Origin of the sequence: Pseudoalteromonas luteoviolacea (assembly GCF_018100925.1) — a bacterium.
In the GTDB taxonomy this organism is placed as follows: Bacteria; Pseudomonadota; Gammaproteobacteria; order Enterobacterales; family Alteromonadaceae; genus Pseudoalteromonas; species Pseudoalteromonas obscura.
In genome coordinates this window covers 420,208-436,240 of sequence record NZ_JAGJEH010000007.1, presented here as the reverse complement: position 1 = coordinate 436,240, position 16,033 = coordinate 420,208, and the positions used below count along the sequence as shown (strand labels likewise).

General features: G+C 38.5%; 11 protein-coding genes. 7 read left to right on the top strand and 4 right to left on the bottom strand.

All coding sequences use genetic code 11. From position 1 onward, the window contains the following. Positions 1-121 precede the first annotated feature (121 nt). On the top strand, positions 122-991 hold the full coding sequence (locus tag J8M00_RS17415; protein WP_211011800.1) for a DNA replication terminus site-binding protein: 870 nt from the start codon (positions 122-124) through the stop codon (positions 989-991). Between the two features lie 53 nt (positions 992-1,044). Here the strand turns inward: J8M00_RS17415 and J8M00_RS17410 are convergent, their stop codons facing one another. Next, positions 1,045-2,259, bottom strand: a complete 1,215-nt coding sequence (locus J8M00_RS17410) for a replication protein A (RefSeq protein ID WP_211011799.1) — start codon at positions 2,257-2,259, stop codon at positions 1,045-1,047. A gap of 708 nt (positions 2,260-2,967) precedes the next feature. On the opposite strand from J8M00_RS17410, the gene J8M00_RS17405 reads away from it, so the two are divergent. The 6 genes from J8M00_RS17405 (at position 2,968) to rmuC (ending at position 11,208) form a co-directional block, all read left to right on the top strand. After that, positions 2,968-4,197, top strand: a complete 1,230-nt coding sequence (locus J8M00_RS17405; RefSeq protein ID WP_211011798.1) for an AAA family ATPase — start codon at positions 2,968-2,970, stop codon at positions 4,195-4,197. A 14-nt stretch (positions 4,198-4,211) separates the two neighbouring features. Further along, a complete protein-coding gene (locus J8M00_RS17400; RefSeq protein ID WP_211011797.1) occupies positions 4,212-5,177 on the top strand; it encodes a ParB N-terminal domain-containing protein in 966 nt (321 codons plus the stop codon). A gap of 146 nt (positions 5,178-5,323) precedes the next feature. Further along, entirely contained in the window at positions 5,324-8,422 is a 3,099-nt protein-coding gene (locus J8M00_RS17395; protein WP_211011796.1) for a DEAD/DEAH box helicase, read from the top strand. A 301-nt stretch (positions 8,423-8,723) separates the two neighbouring features. Further along, complete coding sequence (locus tag J8M00_RS17390) at positions 8,724-8,930, top strand: hypothetical protein (RefSeq protein WP_023400156.1); 207 nt, start codon at positions 8,724-8,726, stop codon at positions 8,928-8,930. After that, positions 8,930-9,619, top strand: coding sequence for a response regulator (locus tag J8M00_RS17385; RefSeq protein ID WP_211011795.1), 690 nt, complete (start codon positions 8,930-8,932; stop codon positions 9,617-9,619). The genes J8M00_RS17390 and J8M00_RS17385 overlap by 1 nt, the downstream gene beginning before the upstream one ends. Before the next feature lie 131 nt (positions 9,620-9,750). Next, the gene (gene rmuC / locus J8M00_RS17380; RefSeq protein WP_211011794.1) at positions 9,751-11,208 is read left to right on the top strand and encodes a DNA recombination protein RmuC; all 1,458 of its coding nucleotides are present in this window, start codon (positions 9,751-9,753) and stop codon (positions 11,206-11,208) included. 33 nt (positions 11,209-11,241) lie between these two features. Here the strand turns inward: rmuC and J8M00_RS17375 are convergent, their stop codons facing one another. From J8M00_RS17375 to J8M00_RS17365, 3 genes are all read right to left on the bottom strand, one after another. Continuing rightward, on the bottom strand, positions 11,242-11,721 hold the full coding sequence (locus J8M00_RS17375; protein ID WP_211011793.1) for a hypothetical protein: 480 nt from the start codon (positions 11,719-11,721) through the stop codon (positions 11,242-11,244). Positions 11,722-11,915: 194 nt separating this feature from the next. Further along, entirely contained in the window at positions 11,916-13,952 is a 2,037-nt protein-coding gene (locus J8M00_RS17370) for an ATP-binding protein (protein WP_211011792.1), read from the bottom strand. Positions 13,953-14,421: 469 nt separating this feature from the next. Further along, positions 14,422-16,026 carry an isocitrate lyase gene (locus J8M00_RS17365; protein WP_211011791.1) on the bottom strand — a complete coding sequence of 535 codons (1,605 nt, stop codon included), beginning with the start codon at positions 16,024-16,026 and terminating at the stop codon, positions 14,422-14,424. Positions 16,027-16,033 lie beyond the last annotated feature (7 nt).

Below are 16,033 nucleotides of genomic sequence, written 5' to 3'. Positions count from 1 at the left end.
ATTTCTGATACTCCGATTTCTGATACTCCGATTTCTGATACTCCGATTTCTGATACTTTAGATTGGAATAAAACAGGGTTTTTAGCTATAATAATAGGAACACATCATACATATATAAAATATGACTACAAAATTAATATTGAGAAGTAGTTTCGATTACTTATTTGATCAACTCAATCTCCTTTGCGAAGAGCTAAAAGAAAAAGAGATTAGCTACTCTAGTTATTATCAATTACCTGAAATCAAATCCGAAGACGAAAAAAAAGCACCTGAAGAGATTCAAGTTACTAAAATATTGGGTAACGAAGCATTCGAGAAATGTTTAAGTGGATTTACAGATGTTTTTGTTGGTCAAAAAAAGAGTAGTAAAATACTAACTCGTCATCCAGGTTTAATTGCTATCGATGATATAGATGGAAAAATTAAGTCTAGGCTTATTGAAGTAAACAAATCTAAGGAACAGTTTAAAAATACCGTACTTGAAATTAATAATAATGATGCCAGGTTCGAAGCTGTACATAATGCAATACCGAATTTAATTACATTAGCAGCTTATAGAAAAATACACTTTGAAGATGCTATACCCTATTCGGTTAGATTTACATGGATGAAAAAACATTCTACCACCACGCTGTCAAAAAAAGTTGCATTAGAAATGCTCAATAAATCATCAGGTTACTCCAACCCTAGAGTTATAGATCAACAAAGCTGGCAGCAAATCGTTGAATTAGAAAAAGTTAGATTGTCTAGTTTAGGAGAAAAAACTAAATTAAGGATAAAAAGGCCTACTCGTGTTACACCAGAAGTTAACGTTAGATTTACAGCCAAAAATAGATATCACGTCAGTGGAGCGCTGCCATTTATTCTATTAAATCCACAAAAGGAAACAAAAATAGGTAGCCTAAATAATTTTAGCTCTAAAAATGAGGATGTCAGAAAAAAAGACTATAGCTACCTAATTGAGCGTATATATCTAGAAAATTTAGAGTAATGTGCTTACTTAAATAAACCTTAAAGCCAATTTAACATAATTGGCTTAACTATCTACTTTTTTACAATCGCCTCTAGAATATCTTCGTCGATAATTTCAGCAGTTTCTACTAATCTTTTACCACCTTGAATCTCAATTCTCTTGTTGTGCTTATTCAAAGCTAGAATTTCTTCACAAAATTGTGTAGATGGATGCATCTCATACACATAGTCTATAATTCGACCAGTTTCATCATCTTTTACATTCGAAATGTTATATTCAGAAATAGCGCCTTTTTCTATCAAGTCTTTCATTGTCGTAGTCATATCTCTACGCAACGCTTTCAGTTTATTGTCTGTAATTTCATCCGTTGAATAAATAGACCCATACTTTTCCATTATTGATAGCAGTCTGAAATGATACGTTTTACCAGGAGCTGCGTACCGCCACAAATGATAAAGCCTTAACATCATCCAACGGGATAAACCGCGCTTTAGCTCTTGAGCACTATTGAAATAGTAACCTTTGTACTCAAGATTATCGATCATGTTATGAACAAATGCATTTAAACAAGCAACACATTTGATATTTCCACCTTGCCCCTTCTTGCCACTAAAATGTAGTGAGGATAAGAAGTTCATATTAGATTCGTAAAAAGAATCATCTACATCGCTATTTTTAGTATCAGTTGCGCGATATTTAAACGAAAGTTTTGAGCCTTGTAAAGCTTCCAAAGACTCCTTGATCTGTGGATAAGGCATTGATTGACCAACAGCTTTTAGCTCTTGAGCCAATTCATTCATCGAAAAAATAACAGCATATTGAATACCGGACTTAAAATTTATTTTTACAATTTTCCCTTTTGAAGCAAGTCGAATGAGTGCTCTTTCAACTTTTTCTTCTCGATCTGAAGGCCAAACTAAAAACTCAGTTTCTTCACCATCTTTTTTGCTACTGACAACAGCTGGCGTAATTTTAATTTCGCCATCGTACAAAATACCATCAACTTTTTCTGATATTCTTCTTGTTATGATCGTTTTTTTGGGCGCTTCCTCTAAAGGAAGCTTTTTATGTCCGGAACGTACAAATCTCCCCCATAAATCATAGTGATTAAATGTGTTTGAATACGCTCTCAAGCCATGGTTGGTGTTTTCTAATGAAATTCGCACATCTTTGTTGTCAGTAAAAAGTGCTAAACTTTCATTATCAATTGCACTTTCTACTCCATGAATTTGACCTCTAAGTGAGTCTGGTAGATTGTCAACAGAGATGTTTACCTTGCGGCTCATTTTTTTACTTCCTGATTCTTTCGACAGCTAATAACAACACATTCAAGGCAAAAAGTTAATAATTAAAGTTAGTAAAAAACTGATCTGTGTTCAAGTTTTTTTAGAGATCACAATTTTACCCACTGCTTTATATTTAGAGATCATATTTTTACCAACATAGTAAGAAATCCCCTACTATTTTGGTCAAATTCACGCTAGAAAGGCTGTTTAGAGCAGTTTTTGATACAGAGCTGTGTATAACATCGATCTGATTTAGTAAAGATCTGATCTGTTCATAGTATAGATCAGATCTTTATTTACTTAATCTAGATGTTATCAATCATTTTGTTGATAAGTCATTGTTTTAGCTTAGTACAATTTTGATCTCAAGCACCTAATTTGTTTATAACACTGTGGATAAACTGTTATTATAAGGAGATACAGAAATTAAGTTAGTATTTTCTTGATCTCGCAGTAAATAAAGATCTGATCTTTACTACGTATTTTTATGATCTGCACATTTAATAAAACTCTAATTGTAACAAACACTTAGATTAAATAACTGTACTACTATACTTATATACCTATATATTTAACCATTTCTAAACTCCTTATTTATTCTTTAAAAAAATTTTAAATCCCATATTTTTTAGATGTCTCTTAATTTAGTGGTTTACCTTTTATTTGATGGACATTATAATATTAGGCATAAAATTAAGGAATATACGTATGTCTATCAATAGCAATGCACTTTCTACTTATAAATTGTTGAAAGCAACAGCAGAAGTAGCAGAACAATCCCTTGAGGGCCGCATTCAGCATTACAGGGCGCACCTTAAGTCTGAGGATAAAGAACTTCGAACGTATACACAAAAGGCTGCCGCGGATCTGTTAGGCGTTAATAACAGAACATTAAAACGTCGTCATGATCAAGGAGACTTTGATCATTTACATATTCAAAAAGGCGCAAATGGCCATTACGCATATACTCTGAGCAATATTTTCGCTATGGCGGAAATTCTTGGGATCAATGCTGATCACAGAGATCATTCAGATAAATTGCAAGTAATTGTGATAAATAGTCTTAAGGGGGGTTGCGGTAAAACAACATCTCTTGTCAATTTGGCGGCGGCGCTTGCCACAACAAATATAAAGAGATATCGCATTGGTATTATTGATTTGGATCCTCAAGGATCTTCTTCAAGTTTTTTCCCCTCAAGCGAGCATGATCCGATCACCGTTGGTGATCTAATGAGAGATTGCATTGAACTTGAAGAGAATGAAACTTGGGAACAACTTGTTGCTGATTCATTCCAAAAAACACACATTCCAAATATTCGTATTTTGCCGTCAGGTATGGACGATTTTTACTTTGAGCACGAAACTGCAACAGAGTTGAAAGAATCAAGTAGTTATGAGCAAACTCGCCATTACCATAAACTAAAAGAACGCGTCATAGAGCCTGTTAAAGACGAGTTTGATATCATTTTGATAGATACGGCACCATCTCTTAATTTCATGTTCTACAACGCGCTGATGGCCTCTACGGCTATGCTAATCCCTGTACATCCAGAAGCAGTCGATTTTGATGCGAACAATAAGTATCTAAAAAGACTCGGTGAAATTTACCATACAGTTGCAGCACTAGGTCATGAAGGCTGGGATTTTATGCAATTCTTGGTGACCAACTATGTAAAGGGAAATCACTCTCAGCGCGATATAGTTAAAGATGTACGTACTGCATTTGGCAGACAAGTAATGAGTTATCCTATTAATCATAGTTCTGCAATAACTGCTAGTTCATCTTCTTTTAACACCATCTTTGATCAAAAAACATCGGACTCATTGGCAAGTCGAGAATCTTTACTCAGAGCACAAGAAAATATCAAAGATGTTGTCGACGAACTAGAAATGTTAATACGCTCAAATTGGGCTTCCACACAATCCAGTTTAGATTAAATACAGGTTAGATAATGGCTAGAAAACGTAAAAATGATACACGATTAGACCCTTTTGCTACTCCTGTTGAAAAAAGCAGCTTGGATGATCTCTTAGGGCAAGCGAGTCAAGGTGACGTCGTAACGATGCCATCGCCAAGCGATCCAAATCGGTTAATCGAATTAAAGTGTGAAGTAATATCATTCGCTGACATTGAAAACAGAACCGTTGTATTTGGTCAAAATCGGCGTGAGCAATCACTTCTAAATGAGAAGTCTGTTGCTGATATTTTACCAGCCATAAAAGAAGATGGCAGGAATATGCATCCGGCTTTGTGCTGGGTAAAAGAGGGCAAGCTGCAAGTTTTGTCTGGATCGAGAAGACGAAAAGCATGCTTATTAAGTGGTGCAGATTATGTTGTCTTGTCTTCAAGTGATTTTACCAACGACGATGCGAAGGCGCTTGCTGTTTCGTCAGATCAGTATATTGCACCAAGTTTATGGGAACTTGGTAAAGCGTATGAACAAACCAAGGCAAGGCTGCAGGAAAGTGGCAACAAAGGTTCATATAGAGAGATCGCAGCTATAGAAGGTGTGTCTCATACCGCTGTTGCCGATGCCGTAAAAGCGTTTCAACATATCCAGCGTGAAGTTGTTTTGCTCTATCCTACGCCAAACCATTTAGGGCGTGAGGTTGCCAAAAAGCTTATCAACGCACGCAAGGAGCAGCCAGAACAATTTCAGAACAAACTAGAACAGATCTCAGATGTGTCACTATTTGATGACCAGATGAGTGATGAAAAACGTGCACTGGCCATAACTAAGTATCTGACTTCATTTGAGAGTAGTTCAGCAACTCGCTCTGAAGCTTTAGTTGATAGTCAGTATATCAAAGTGCAACGAAGCCTTAATTCTGGCGCAATTACCGTCAAAATTGACGACAAGGTATTAACAGATAAGCGCTTAGAGCAATTGCAAAAACTGTTAAGTAGTTTTAATTAGTATGTTGCGGCCTAGATCATCTAGGCCTTTTTTATATCTTTTCACATCCAACCAGTCAATTTTTCATGATTTAGTCCCATTTGGCTCTTTAGCTCAAAACCGTAATTTCATATACTGGTCTTTTACGTTTTATTGCTTGTTAAAAAATGTCCTCGCAGTTATCTAAAGAGCAGCTATTAGCTTTATTTGAAGAAATTAAACAGGAACAGTCTTCTCAGTTCCCCTTATCTGACCGCTTTCTTAAGCAGTATTTTAATTCTGCGATGTTAGCGAAGGCCAAGGAGTACCTTAACGACGATCAAATTTGCTTTCTTGAGCACAGTGAGGATTTTTCGAGAATAGATGCTCAAGTACTTGGTAATTTTGGCAATACCTTTACGCAACATATAAAAATTGAGCAGGTAAAAGGTGCGCCTTCAGTTGAGGCTCAATGCTCTTGCTCTCATAATCCAAAATGTCGCCATATTGCCGCTGTTTTACTAAAGCTTAAAATAGACCACTCAGGCGGTTTTGGAGAGTCTTTCCTTGTCAATGACTGGTTTAATGAACTTTCACTACTACAGCAATCCTCGGGGCTGAACACGTCCAACGTGTTGCTGTTTGTTCTTGAGCATCGCGGAAATGAAGTATTATTAAACCCAAAAATGTCACCCCATAAACCAGATGGGCATTACCCCCTTGGCCGTGTGTTAACAGAGAAGCAGCTCAATGCACATGTTCCGCCAAAGGATATTCTAGAAAGTGACTATCGTTTATTTAGCTGGGTTCGCTCACAAAATACGCCTGGTCATTTTGAGTTGGCTGGTAAGTGGGGGTTTGCTGCGCTGCAACAGCTTGCTGCCACCAAGCGCTGTTTCTTTGGAAATAGCCGCAAGCCACTACAGTTTGGTCACATGCAACATTTGGATTTCTTTTGGCAAGCGGAAAATGACAGCTTTAAGCTCGTCAGCCACCTCTCAGATGTAGAGCAGTGGTTACTGATTAAATCAGATCCACCTGTTTACCTAGACACTGAGAATATGTTGCTTGGCCGTATTGAATCTGAATTAAGTGCGCAAGAAATTGCACATTTACAAACCATGCCTAGTATTCAAAAAGACAAGATAGAGGCGGTGATCAAACGCTTTCAAGATATCTTTGCTGACAATGTAATTCCCCCTCCTCAAGGGTACGAAAGGTTAATAAACAAAGATAAACTGGTTGCCAAGCTGTCGGCCAGCGAGGGGGAGTATACTCACCTCGCGATCTCCTTGTTTGATTCCAAGAAAAAGTATTCCACAGAGAAACAGCTTAATCGCTGTGAAAAAATGTTACTTGGGTTAGGTTTTGAGGCGCAAGGCGGCGGTTTTAAACTGCCTGTCGAGGACGAGGTTTCTTATCACTGGTACAACTGTGAAGTTCGACCTTACTTGCAGCGCAAAATGTGGCAGGTTGAAGAAATTCAGCAAGCAAAAAAAGTGCTGGTACCAAGGGTCACACTGCAACTAAAGCGAGATAAAAAGCACCATGTTATTGGCAAGGTTATGTTTGATGATAAACAAATTTTGCTTGATTGGGATAAGGCGCCTAGCCACGAAGTCAACTCCATCGCAAACGTGTTTCAATATGTACAAATTGCACAGCAGCACTATGCTATTTCGAAAGCTATTTATGAAGAGTTATTACTACTAAAATCTCGCTTTAGCTATTATCTTTCGAGCTCGCAATTCAAGTTTCCGCTCTCTTATGCTAAGAAGTTATTTGAACTTGATGCTGTAGAAAGTGTATCCGATGACGCACGATTGTTAGATTATTTGGCAGAGCTAAATAAGCCCGTAGATGTCAATGAATCTTTGTTAGGTGATAGTCAAGAGCGGTTCACTTTGCGAGATTATCAATTGCAAGGGGTCAATTGGTTAAAGTTTTTGAATCGTCATCAGCTTGGTGGGATTTTAGCGGATGATATGGGACTAGGTAAAACACTTCAAGTTATTGCTTACTTCATATCTCAACACAACACATTAGTGACCAAACCGTCTCTTATTGTCTGCCCGACTTCTCTGGTTGGTAATTGGCAAAATGAATTTAAAAAGTTTGCGCCACACCTGCCTGTGCTTACTGTGCATGGCAGTAATCGTGACAAACAACTTAATCAGGTAGCGCAAGCTCGTTTTATTATCACGACTTACCCACTGTTAAAGCGTGATTTAGCACACTACTCCGAATTACAGTTTGATTCGATAGTCCTTGACGAAGCACAATACATAAAGAACGAAACGGCACAAATTTCGAAGTGTGTAAAACAGCTATCAGCCGAATTTAAACTTTGTATGAGTGGTACGCCTGTAGAAAACAACCTTATGGAGCTTAAGTCGCTACTTGATTTTGTGATGCCAGATGTACTTGGAACTAAGCAACAGTTTAAGCAAAACTTCCAGCAACCAATTGAAAAAGAGCGCGATAGCAAAAGAGCAAAAGAGTTACAATCACTGATTGCGCCATTTATATTGCGTCGAACGAAATCTGAAGTGGTGCGAGAGCTACCGGCGAAAACGGAACTGATCAAAAAGCTTGAGTTTACGCCAGAGCAGGCGTCACTATATCAGCATGTACAAGGCCAAATTGAAACGAGTCTGATAGACCTGTTTAAAGAGCAAGGAGTTGAAAGTAGCAAATTAGCATTTTTGGATGCTTTGTTGAAATTAAGGCAGATTTGTTGTCATCCAGAGCTTGTAGACAAAGAGGGAGAATATCAGCAAAGTGCTAAATTTAAATGGTTAGGAGCACACTTACCAATCTTGTTGAAAGAAGGCAGAAAAATCATTATTTTCAGTCAATTTACGTCTGTACTGGATATGATTGCTAATTTATGCGACGAGATTGAAATACCATTTGCGATGCTAACAGGGCAAACAAGGCATCGAGACAAAGCCATTGCGCGTTTTACCGAAGGTGATGTCGACGTGTTTCTAATTTCTTTAAAAGCTGGTGGTACAGGTTTAAACCTGACTCAAGCTGATACCGTTATTCATTTTGATCCGTGGTGGAATCCTGCTGTAGAGAATCAGGCAACTGACCGTGCTTATCGTATAGGCCAGGATAAGCCTGTATTTGTTTATAAGCTGATTGTAGCGAACTCCATTGAGCAGAAGGTCTATCAAATGCAAAAAGATAAACAAGCGCTGGTGGATGCCTTATTTGCAGATACAGGGGTTAATCTAAGTGAGTTTAATGAAGCGCAAATGCTTGAGTTGATAAAAAATTAAATTATTTTTGAACTAATTAAATTAGGGGCTGTCTATCTTTATGCACATTGTGAGATTACTTACAGCAGTGAGCACATGTTGATTTCCCCCTATTAATTACATAACGTATTTGTAATAACCAGCTCATTTGAGCTGGTTTTTCTTTTTTGGCTCCTAAATACTTAAATCTTACCTGCTGTAATGGCGTGTAATGGTATTACGCGTCATTTCTTGCCTTGTTCCACATTTGCTCCACAATCTTTCACTTTAATACACACATAGGAAAACAAAACCAAATGAATTGGACTTAAGGTGGGTTATTATGTTGTGCTATGAAAATACGATTTCGCAGTTAAACTTTATTGAACCACAATCGCTGTGCGACTATGATCTTATAAATGAAGTTGCAAGCTCTGAAGATTTAGCAAGTATCTTAACGACACTGCTTTTTGACGATACGCTTTCTTCAAATCTTAAAAAACAGATAAAGCAACAGCTGCGAGTATTAAAAGCCAGTAAGAGAAACTAATGGAAGAAAAAAACCACATTTTGATCGTCGAAGATGATTTTGATATTGCTGAACAAGTCATGCTTTTTTTTAAGGCTTCAGGCTTTAAAATAACGCATATAGCCGACGGTGCAGAAGTGGTTAGTTGGGTCAGAGAAAACGGCCCAGATGCCATTCTAATGGATATCATGTTACCAAACCAAGATGGTGTTGTGTGCATGCAACAAATTAGAGAGTTTTCAATGGTACCTATTGTGATGTTAACTGCAAAGGTATCTGAGTCAGATAGACTTAAAGGGCTTGAATTTGGAGCAGATGATTATGTCTGTAAGCCATTTAGCGCGGCCGAGCTTGTAATGCGTATCAAGGCGATATTACGTCGCTGTAGTGCGCCTGTCGTATCGGACACGCCTGATATAGAAGTTAACGAATCACAGCTATTGGTGTCTTTAAAAGGACAGTCATTAAGTTTAACTAAAGTTGAATTTGATGTGTTTGCCATGCTTTACAATGCGCCTAACAGAGTGTTTTCGCGACAACAAATATTGGATCATATTCAACCTGACAATTTTGATATATCAGATCGCGTAATCGATAGTCACATAAAAAATATCCGCAAGAAAATTAAAAATATCGATATTTCTCCAAAAATAGTTGAATCTGTGTATGGCGCAGGATACCGGTTCAATGAACAGCATATAAACAGCTAACCTCCCTACTACTCCGTGCCAATTAAAATGGTTGGCACACTATTTATATTTACAGATAAACCTCACTTGTAAGTGATTGATCAACTGCTCTAAGGTATGATTTAACTAGATTTAATTGTTAGGGTTACCCTATGTTTTGGACTAGTTTTTCTTCGCTACCTTGGCAAGTCACTATTGTGCTTTTAGGGTCTGGTGCCGCCATTTCAGGTTTAGGCTGGTTGGTTTTTTCTTATTTATCTAAGCAAAAAGCACGCTCATTGCAGGCCATGGCACAAAATCAGATAGATTCGCTGCAACACGCACATGATGAATTGAAAGAGCAATTGAATGTGGCACAGCAGCTGCAATTAAAAACCCACGGTGAAGCGCAGCAATATCAAGCTAGATTAGCTGAAAAGCATGCCCAGGTTAAAGAGTATTATGGTTTGTGGCAGCAAGCACAGACAAAAGCGCAGAACGAGCAAGAGCGGGCGCATCAGCTGGCGTTACAGTTAACAGATATGGAAACCAAACTGGCTGAAAAGCAATTGGCTTTTGATGCGCAAATTTCGCAATTGGAGCAAGCCAAAAATACCTTAAAGCAAGAGTTTGAAAATGTCGCAAGTAAACTATTTGAAGAAAAAAGTCAGCAATTTGCTCGTCATAGCCAGGAAAAAATTCAAACGATTTTAAGCCCAGTACAGGGGGAAATTAAAGGTTTTAGGGACAAAATGGAAGCCATCCACAGTGAGGAACTAAAACAGCGCGCAGCGCTTAAAACGGAGTTGCTTCACTTGCAAGCGAACAATCAGGCTATGACTGATCAAGCTAGCAAGTTAACTACGGCATTGCAGGGGCAGACCAAAACTCAAGGAAATTGGGGCGAGTTGATGCTTGAAAATGTATTAGATAGCGCCGGACTTCGACCGGGGTATGATTATAAACGAGAAGTGAGCTTTACGACTGCGGAAGGGAAATATCGACCTGATGTCATTGTTTACCTCCCTCAGAGTCGTCATTTAGTTGTGGATGCAAAGACTTCATTAAATGCTTATACACGTTATGTGAATGCACAAGATGAGATATCTGCGCAACAAGCTTTAAAAGAACACGTGACTGCAGTTAAAGCGCGAGTAAAGGAGTTAGGAGATAAGTCCTATGAGCGCTTACCTGGCCTCAACTCTCCTGAAGTGGTGATTATGTTTATACCAGTTGAGTCCGCGTTCGTTGAAGCGATTAAGTATTCACCTGATATCTATCAATATGCACTGGAAAACAAAGTATTGGTAGCTACGCCTACCACACTGCTTACAAGCTTAAACATCGTTAAACAATTATGGCGCTTTGAAGAGCAAAGTAAGCACAGTAAAGAGTTGGCCTTGCGTGCAGAGAAGTTTTACAACAAGTTGAATAGTTTTCTACATAGTTTAGAGGGGGTTGGCAAGCAGCTGGACAAGGCACAAGAAACCTATGATAAAGCGCTTGGGCAGCTTTATTCTGGCAAAGGGAATTTAATTAAACAAGCATCCGAGTTTAAGGAGTTGGGTGTTTCGGTGACTAAAGACCTACCAGAAGAATTGCTTGAAAAGGCAAAATTAGAATTGAAATAGTTTCATCAGTAAAAAAGGGCTTAAAGCCCTTTTTTATTTAGTACACAGTGCGTAGTCGCCATTTCTTGGCTTGTCGGAATATAAGTAAATATACAGTGAGTTATTCTTTACATCGTTCCATACAGTGCTCTTCGGGTGTGGGCATAAAGATTGTTTGATATAACCTTTTATTTCACTGCTACTCATTGCTAAGGGCGTAGGTATTTGAACAAAAACGTTTAATTCGCCTTGGTTGTAGCTAACTCTGCTTAATTTCCAGCTTCCCATCATGTATTGCTTAGCAAAATAGCGATCAATACGCATTTGGGCATCATGACTTATCTCAGCATGTACAATGTCATTCGATCGCGTGTCCATCCAGTAGTTCCATGCTGAGGCTAAAATTAAAAAGCCAGCTAGTAGCATAGACCAAAAAGGCAATGCCCCCTTCTTTTTAGATCGCACTTTTGACTGATGTCTTTTCCGCTCGACAGTTTTAACCCAATCATTGTGTTTCATTGTACGCTGTGTCATAAGTAGTTTCCTCCCGTTCATGCTGCTCATTAAAACAAGGTAATGTGGATGAAAAATGAAGTATTGTGGAGGTGTAAGGTGATCGGATCAGTTGGGTAGAAAATTTCCTTATCAATTTCTGATCCAATGCTTTTGTATTAATTATCTATACTTCCACCACTGAATGAATAAAGTGGCATTTTGTAAGCTCTAGCTTATTTAAGTGGCAAAGCAATTGAAATATCGAGTCCGCCTAAATTACTGCGTTTAATATCAATACTTCCAGACATGAGTTCTATTAAGCTTTTGCAAATTGACAAGCCCAGACCTGAACCGCCAGTGGCTCTACTTCGAGAACTCTCTACACGATACAAGCGTTCAAATAACTTTGGCAGCTCTTCATCGGTGACCGTTGGTGAGGAGTCTTGCAGTTGTATATTTAAGTAGTTCTTGTCCTGATACATTTTAAAAACGACCCGCCCTGGACTGTCTGTATATAGGCAAGCATTTTTACATAAATTATCAACGACTCGATCTAATTTGGGTTTGTCGACTGTTATGGTTGAGCCTTCAGGGATATTTATTTCACTGCTAAAAGACAGCGAATGACTTTCCGTCATGCGCTTAATATCGTAGCTGTAGTTTTGTGACATAGTTTGCAGACATTGGGTCTGTTCATTCAGTGCGATGGCATTATTTTCTGCCTGAGATAGCTGATATACATCCGTGATAAGAGAATTGAGTTGAGAGATTTTTTCGTTGATCTTACTGTACGCCTTATTGTTGTCCTCGAATAAGCCGTGTTCTAAGGCTTCTATATGCAGTTTTAAGACACTCAAAGGTGTGCGTAATTCATGAGAAATATCAGCAAGCATCTTTTCTTTTTGCTTTAAATTTTGCTGATATAATTTGGCTGCTAAGTTAGCTGCACGGTGCTTGATGAAATAAATGTAGGTAAGCAGTGAAAATATAAATAGCGCAGAAAGCCCAGCAATGAGCCAAGATTTTTGCATCAACTTGGTATGTTTCAATTCACTTTGTGCTAGGGCTTTTTCCTTCTCAGATACTTCGAGCTGCTGGCGCTGTACTAAGTTACTAATACTGTTGCGATAGGTTTGTGCTTTTTGATTATTAAATTGTTCATCGTGTGTTTTATGCAAATTGAATGCATCACGAATATAACTATACGCGAGTGCTGGTTCTCCAACTTGTTTTGCTAAATTAGCTGAAACCTCGTAGTAATGTATTGTTAAAGGGCTGTCTTTTTCCTCTTTGACTAATACCTCAAGATCTCTAATATAATTTTCTGCCACATGGGGTTGTTTCAGGTGTAAATATGCCTGCGATACGCTGATATGTGCGTAAATTAGTTGTATTTGGCTTTGTGCCTTTTTTGCAAAATCTAAACTAAGGTGCGCATTTATAAGTGCCTCATCGCCTTTATCAAGCTTCATATAACTACTGGCAAGCATATGGTATGCACGAGATAGGCTCTCATTGGCATTGGTTTGTTTTAGATATTTTAGGGCCTCATATATGTTATCAATAGCAAGTTGGTGATGATCTTGTTTATACGAAACTTGAGACAGGCGTAAAGCACTGTCTGCGATAGCGACAATATTGCCATCTTTTTTGTCTTCACTGAGTGCCCAGCGGAAAAAGGTCTCAGCTTGTTCATAATCATCCAGTCTGACGGAAATATCACCCAAGTTATAAAAGTTACTCGCTTTGACACTATGGTTACTACTGCCCTTTAAGTAATTTTGTGCCTTTAAATGAAACTGCATGGCTTGCGCAATTTGGCTTTTATGGTCATAAAGTGTGCCCAAGTTGCTGTAAGCTAAACCTATGAGTGTATTGTCTTCAAGTTCTTGCGCTGCTTTTAGGGCTTTGTAGTAGTGCTCTTCTGCTTCTACAAGGCGAGACATGCGTCTATAGTTGATGCCTTTTTCATTATTTATAGTACGAACTAGTTCTGTATTTAAGTAGTGATGTTGTTCTATATGATTAAGTGTCGAGAGCGCTTTTTTGAACAACCCTTGTTTGCGGTAAATTTCTGCTTGGATCAAGAGAACATCTAGCGCTTTTTCTTGATTTAAATTTTCTAGACGCCATGGCTCGATTAAGTCCAACGCGATTTGATATTTTCCTTGTTTCTCAAGTTGCTTAAGTTCTTCAATATCAATACTCGCAACTGCCGAATTAGTAGAAAGTATGCAAGTAAATAGCGCTGGGACAAATATTTTTTTCATATTTTTTCATATTAAATCAAAACGCTTGCATGCTAGGCAACAAATGTGTGACAAATATGGATCATGTAAAGGGGGTTTACAGCTTGGTAGTACGTAAAATTTTGTTCTGAAGTAGAATGCGTTAGTAAAATTATGATTTGTGTCTAAAAATACTTAGTAAAATGTGGATCCAAGTCTGCTAAATTAGTTAGTAAAAAAGTGCTCTGCCTTTTACTTAAAGCGACATAGAGAAGTAATTGTTGCAACTTAGACAATATATGCGACTCCTAGACGCCATTTTGAGCCAAAAAGTAGTGTTTAACCTGAATTTGAATGCGGTTATTCTATTGGCATAACTCAGCTAGTATTTTTTTGATCTGTTTAAATTAGTGTGCGTAAAATCGTGATCTCAAAACTCAGATGATGATATTGGCAGGTACATCGTGAAATAGAAAAAGGGCCCAATGGGCCCAAGTTGGGATTTACAATACTAAAATTGATTCATGGTATTGGCTTCACCACCTGCCTTCAGCGCATTGTCTCCACTAAAGTACTCTTTGTGCGTGTCACCAATGTTAGAGCCTGCTAAATCTTGGTGTTTTACTGAAGCTTGCTCACGGCGGATTTCTTGCCTTTGAACATCTCTTACATATGCGAGCATACCAAGTTCACCAAAATAGCCCTCGGCTAATATGTCGGTACTCAATGCGACAGTATGATAGGTTGGCAAGGTGATCAGGTGGTGAAAGATACCTGCTTGTGTTGCACCATCAAGTTGAAAGCTTTTTACTTTTTCATCTGCGATTTGAGCAAGTTCCGTAGTATCAAGTTCTGGGGCCATAAGTGCTTTAGGGTCAAGTGTTGGATCTGGGTAGACTGAAATATCTTTGCCTTGTGCCTTTAGCGTTTCGTATGCCTGTTCCCTGAATTTTAATGTCCAATTGAATGATGGCGAATTATTATAAACCAGCTTGGCATTAGGTACTTGTTCCCTGATGCGGTTAACCAGCTCAGCAATTTGGTCAACGTTGGGTTTTTCTGTTTCAATCCATAATAAATCAGCGCCTGCTTGTAAACTTGTTACGCAGTCCAATACAACTCTATCCTTTTCAGTTCCCTCTTTAAATTGATAAAGTCCATTGTCTAAGCGCACTGGCTTTTGTAGCTTGCCTTCTAGCTTGATAGCCATTTCTCCATCTGTAAGCTGATCAAGGTCGACAATCGGCTGGGTGTCTAAAAATGCGGTATATTGGCTGGCTATATCTCCGGGTTGTTTAGAAACCGGAATTTTTTGTGTCAAACTTGCGCCGAGAGAGTCTGTACGGGCTACAATGATCCCGTCTTCAATGCCTAATTCTAAAAATGCATATCGAACAGCATTAATTTTTGCAAGGAAGTCTTCATGAGGTACTGTTACTTTACCTGCTTGGTGTCCGCACTGTTTCGCATCTGATACTTGGTTTTCAATTTGAATGGCGCAGGCTCCGGCTTCGATCATTTGTTTTGCAAGCAAGTAAGTGGCTTCTTCATTGCCAAAACCAGCATCAATATCAGCGATGATTGGCACTATATGTGTTTCAAAGTTATCGATTTCTAATTGAAGTTGAGTCGTATCTTGACCTTTTAACTTCGCGGTATCGAGTGCCTTATACAAATGATCCAATTCTCTCGCGTCAGCCTGTTTTAAGAAGGTGTATATTTCTTCAATAAGCTTAGGGACAGCTGTTTTTTCGTGCATGCTTTGGTCTGGTAGTGGGCCAAATTCAGAGCGCAAAGCTGCTACCATCCATCCGCTCAAGTAAACATAAGCACCTTTGGTTGTTTTTTGGTGTCTTTTAATTGCCATCATCATTTGTTGAGCGGTAAAGCCATGCCAACACCCCAGTGATTGGGTGTATTGTGTGGGATCTGCATCGTAACGAGCCATATCCTCGCGCATAATTTTCGCAGTGTACTTCGCGATATCTAATCCTGTTTTAAAGCGATTTTGTAAGTGCATTCTGCTTGCATATTCAGGGTTAATTGATTGCCAATTGTGTGTTTTTGTAGCGCATAAGGTAGTGAAGCGGTCAATTTGAGACTGGTAATTGCTCATGATTAAT

What these genes read in the sequence shown, in the direction of transcription:
- J8M00_RS17415 (WP_211011800.1), top strand. Translation starts at nt 122, where the DNA reads ATGACTACAAAATTAATATTGAGAAGTAGTTTCGATTACTTATTTGAT.
- J8M00_RS17410 (WP_211011799.1), bottom strand. Translation starts at nt 2,259, where the DNA reads ATGAGCCGCAAGGTAAACATCTCTGTTGACAATCTACCAGACTCACTT.
- J8M00_RS17405 (WP_211011798.1), top strand. Translation starts at nt 2,968, where the DNA reads ATGTCTATCAATAGCAATGCACTTTCTACTTATAAATTGTTGAAAGCA.
- J8M00_RS17400 (WP_211011797.1), top strand. Translation starts at nt 4,212, where the DNA reads ATGGCTAGAAAACGTAAAAATGATACACGATTAGACCCTTTTGCTACT.
- J8M00_RS17395 (WP_211011796.1), top strand. Translation starts at nt 5,324, where the DNA reads ATGTCCTCGCAGTTATCTAAAGAGCAGCTATTAGCTTTATTTGAAGAA.
- J8M00_RS17390 (WP_023400156.1), top strand. Translation starts at nt 8,724, where the DNA reads ATGTTGTGCTATGAAAATACGATTTCGCAGTTAAACTTTATTGAACCA.
- J8M00_RS17385 (WP_211011795.1), top strand. Translation starts at nt 8,930, where the DNA reads ATGGAAGAAAAAAACCACATTTTGATCGTCGAAGATGATTTTGATATT.
- rmuC (WP_211011794.1), top strand. Translation starts at nt 9,751, where the DNA reads ATGTTTTGGACTAGTTTTTCTTCGCTACCTTGGCAAGTCACTATTGTG.
- J8M00_RS17375 (WP_211011793.1), bottom strand. Translation starts at nt 11,721, where the DNA reads ATGACACAGCGTACAATGAAACACAATGATTGGGTTAAAACTGTCGAG.
- J8M00_RS17370 (WP_211011792.1), bottom strand. Translation starts at nt 13,952, where the DNA reads ATGAAAAAAATATTTGTCCCAGCGCTATTTACTTGCATACTTTCTACT.
- J8M00_RS17365 (WP_211011791.1), bottom strand. Translation starts at nt 16,026, where the DNA reads ATGAGCAATTACCAGTCTCAAATTGACCGCTTCACTACCTTATGCGCT.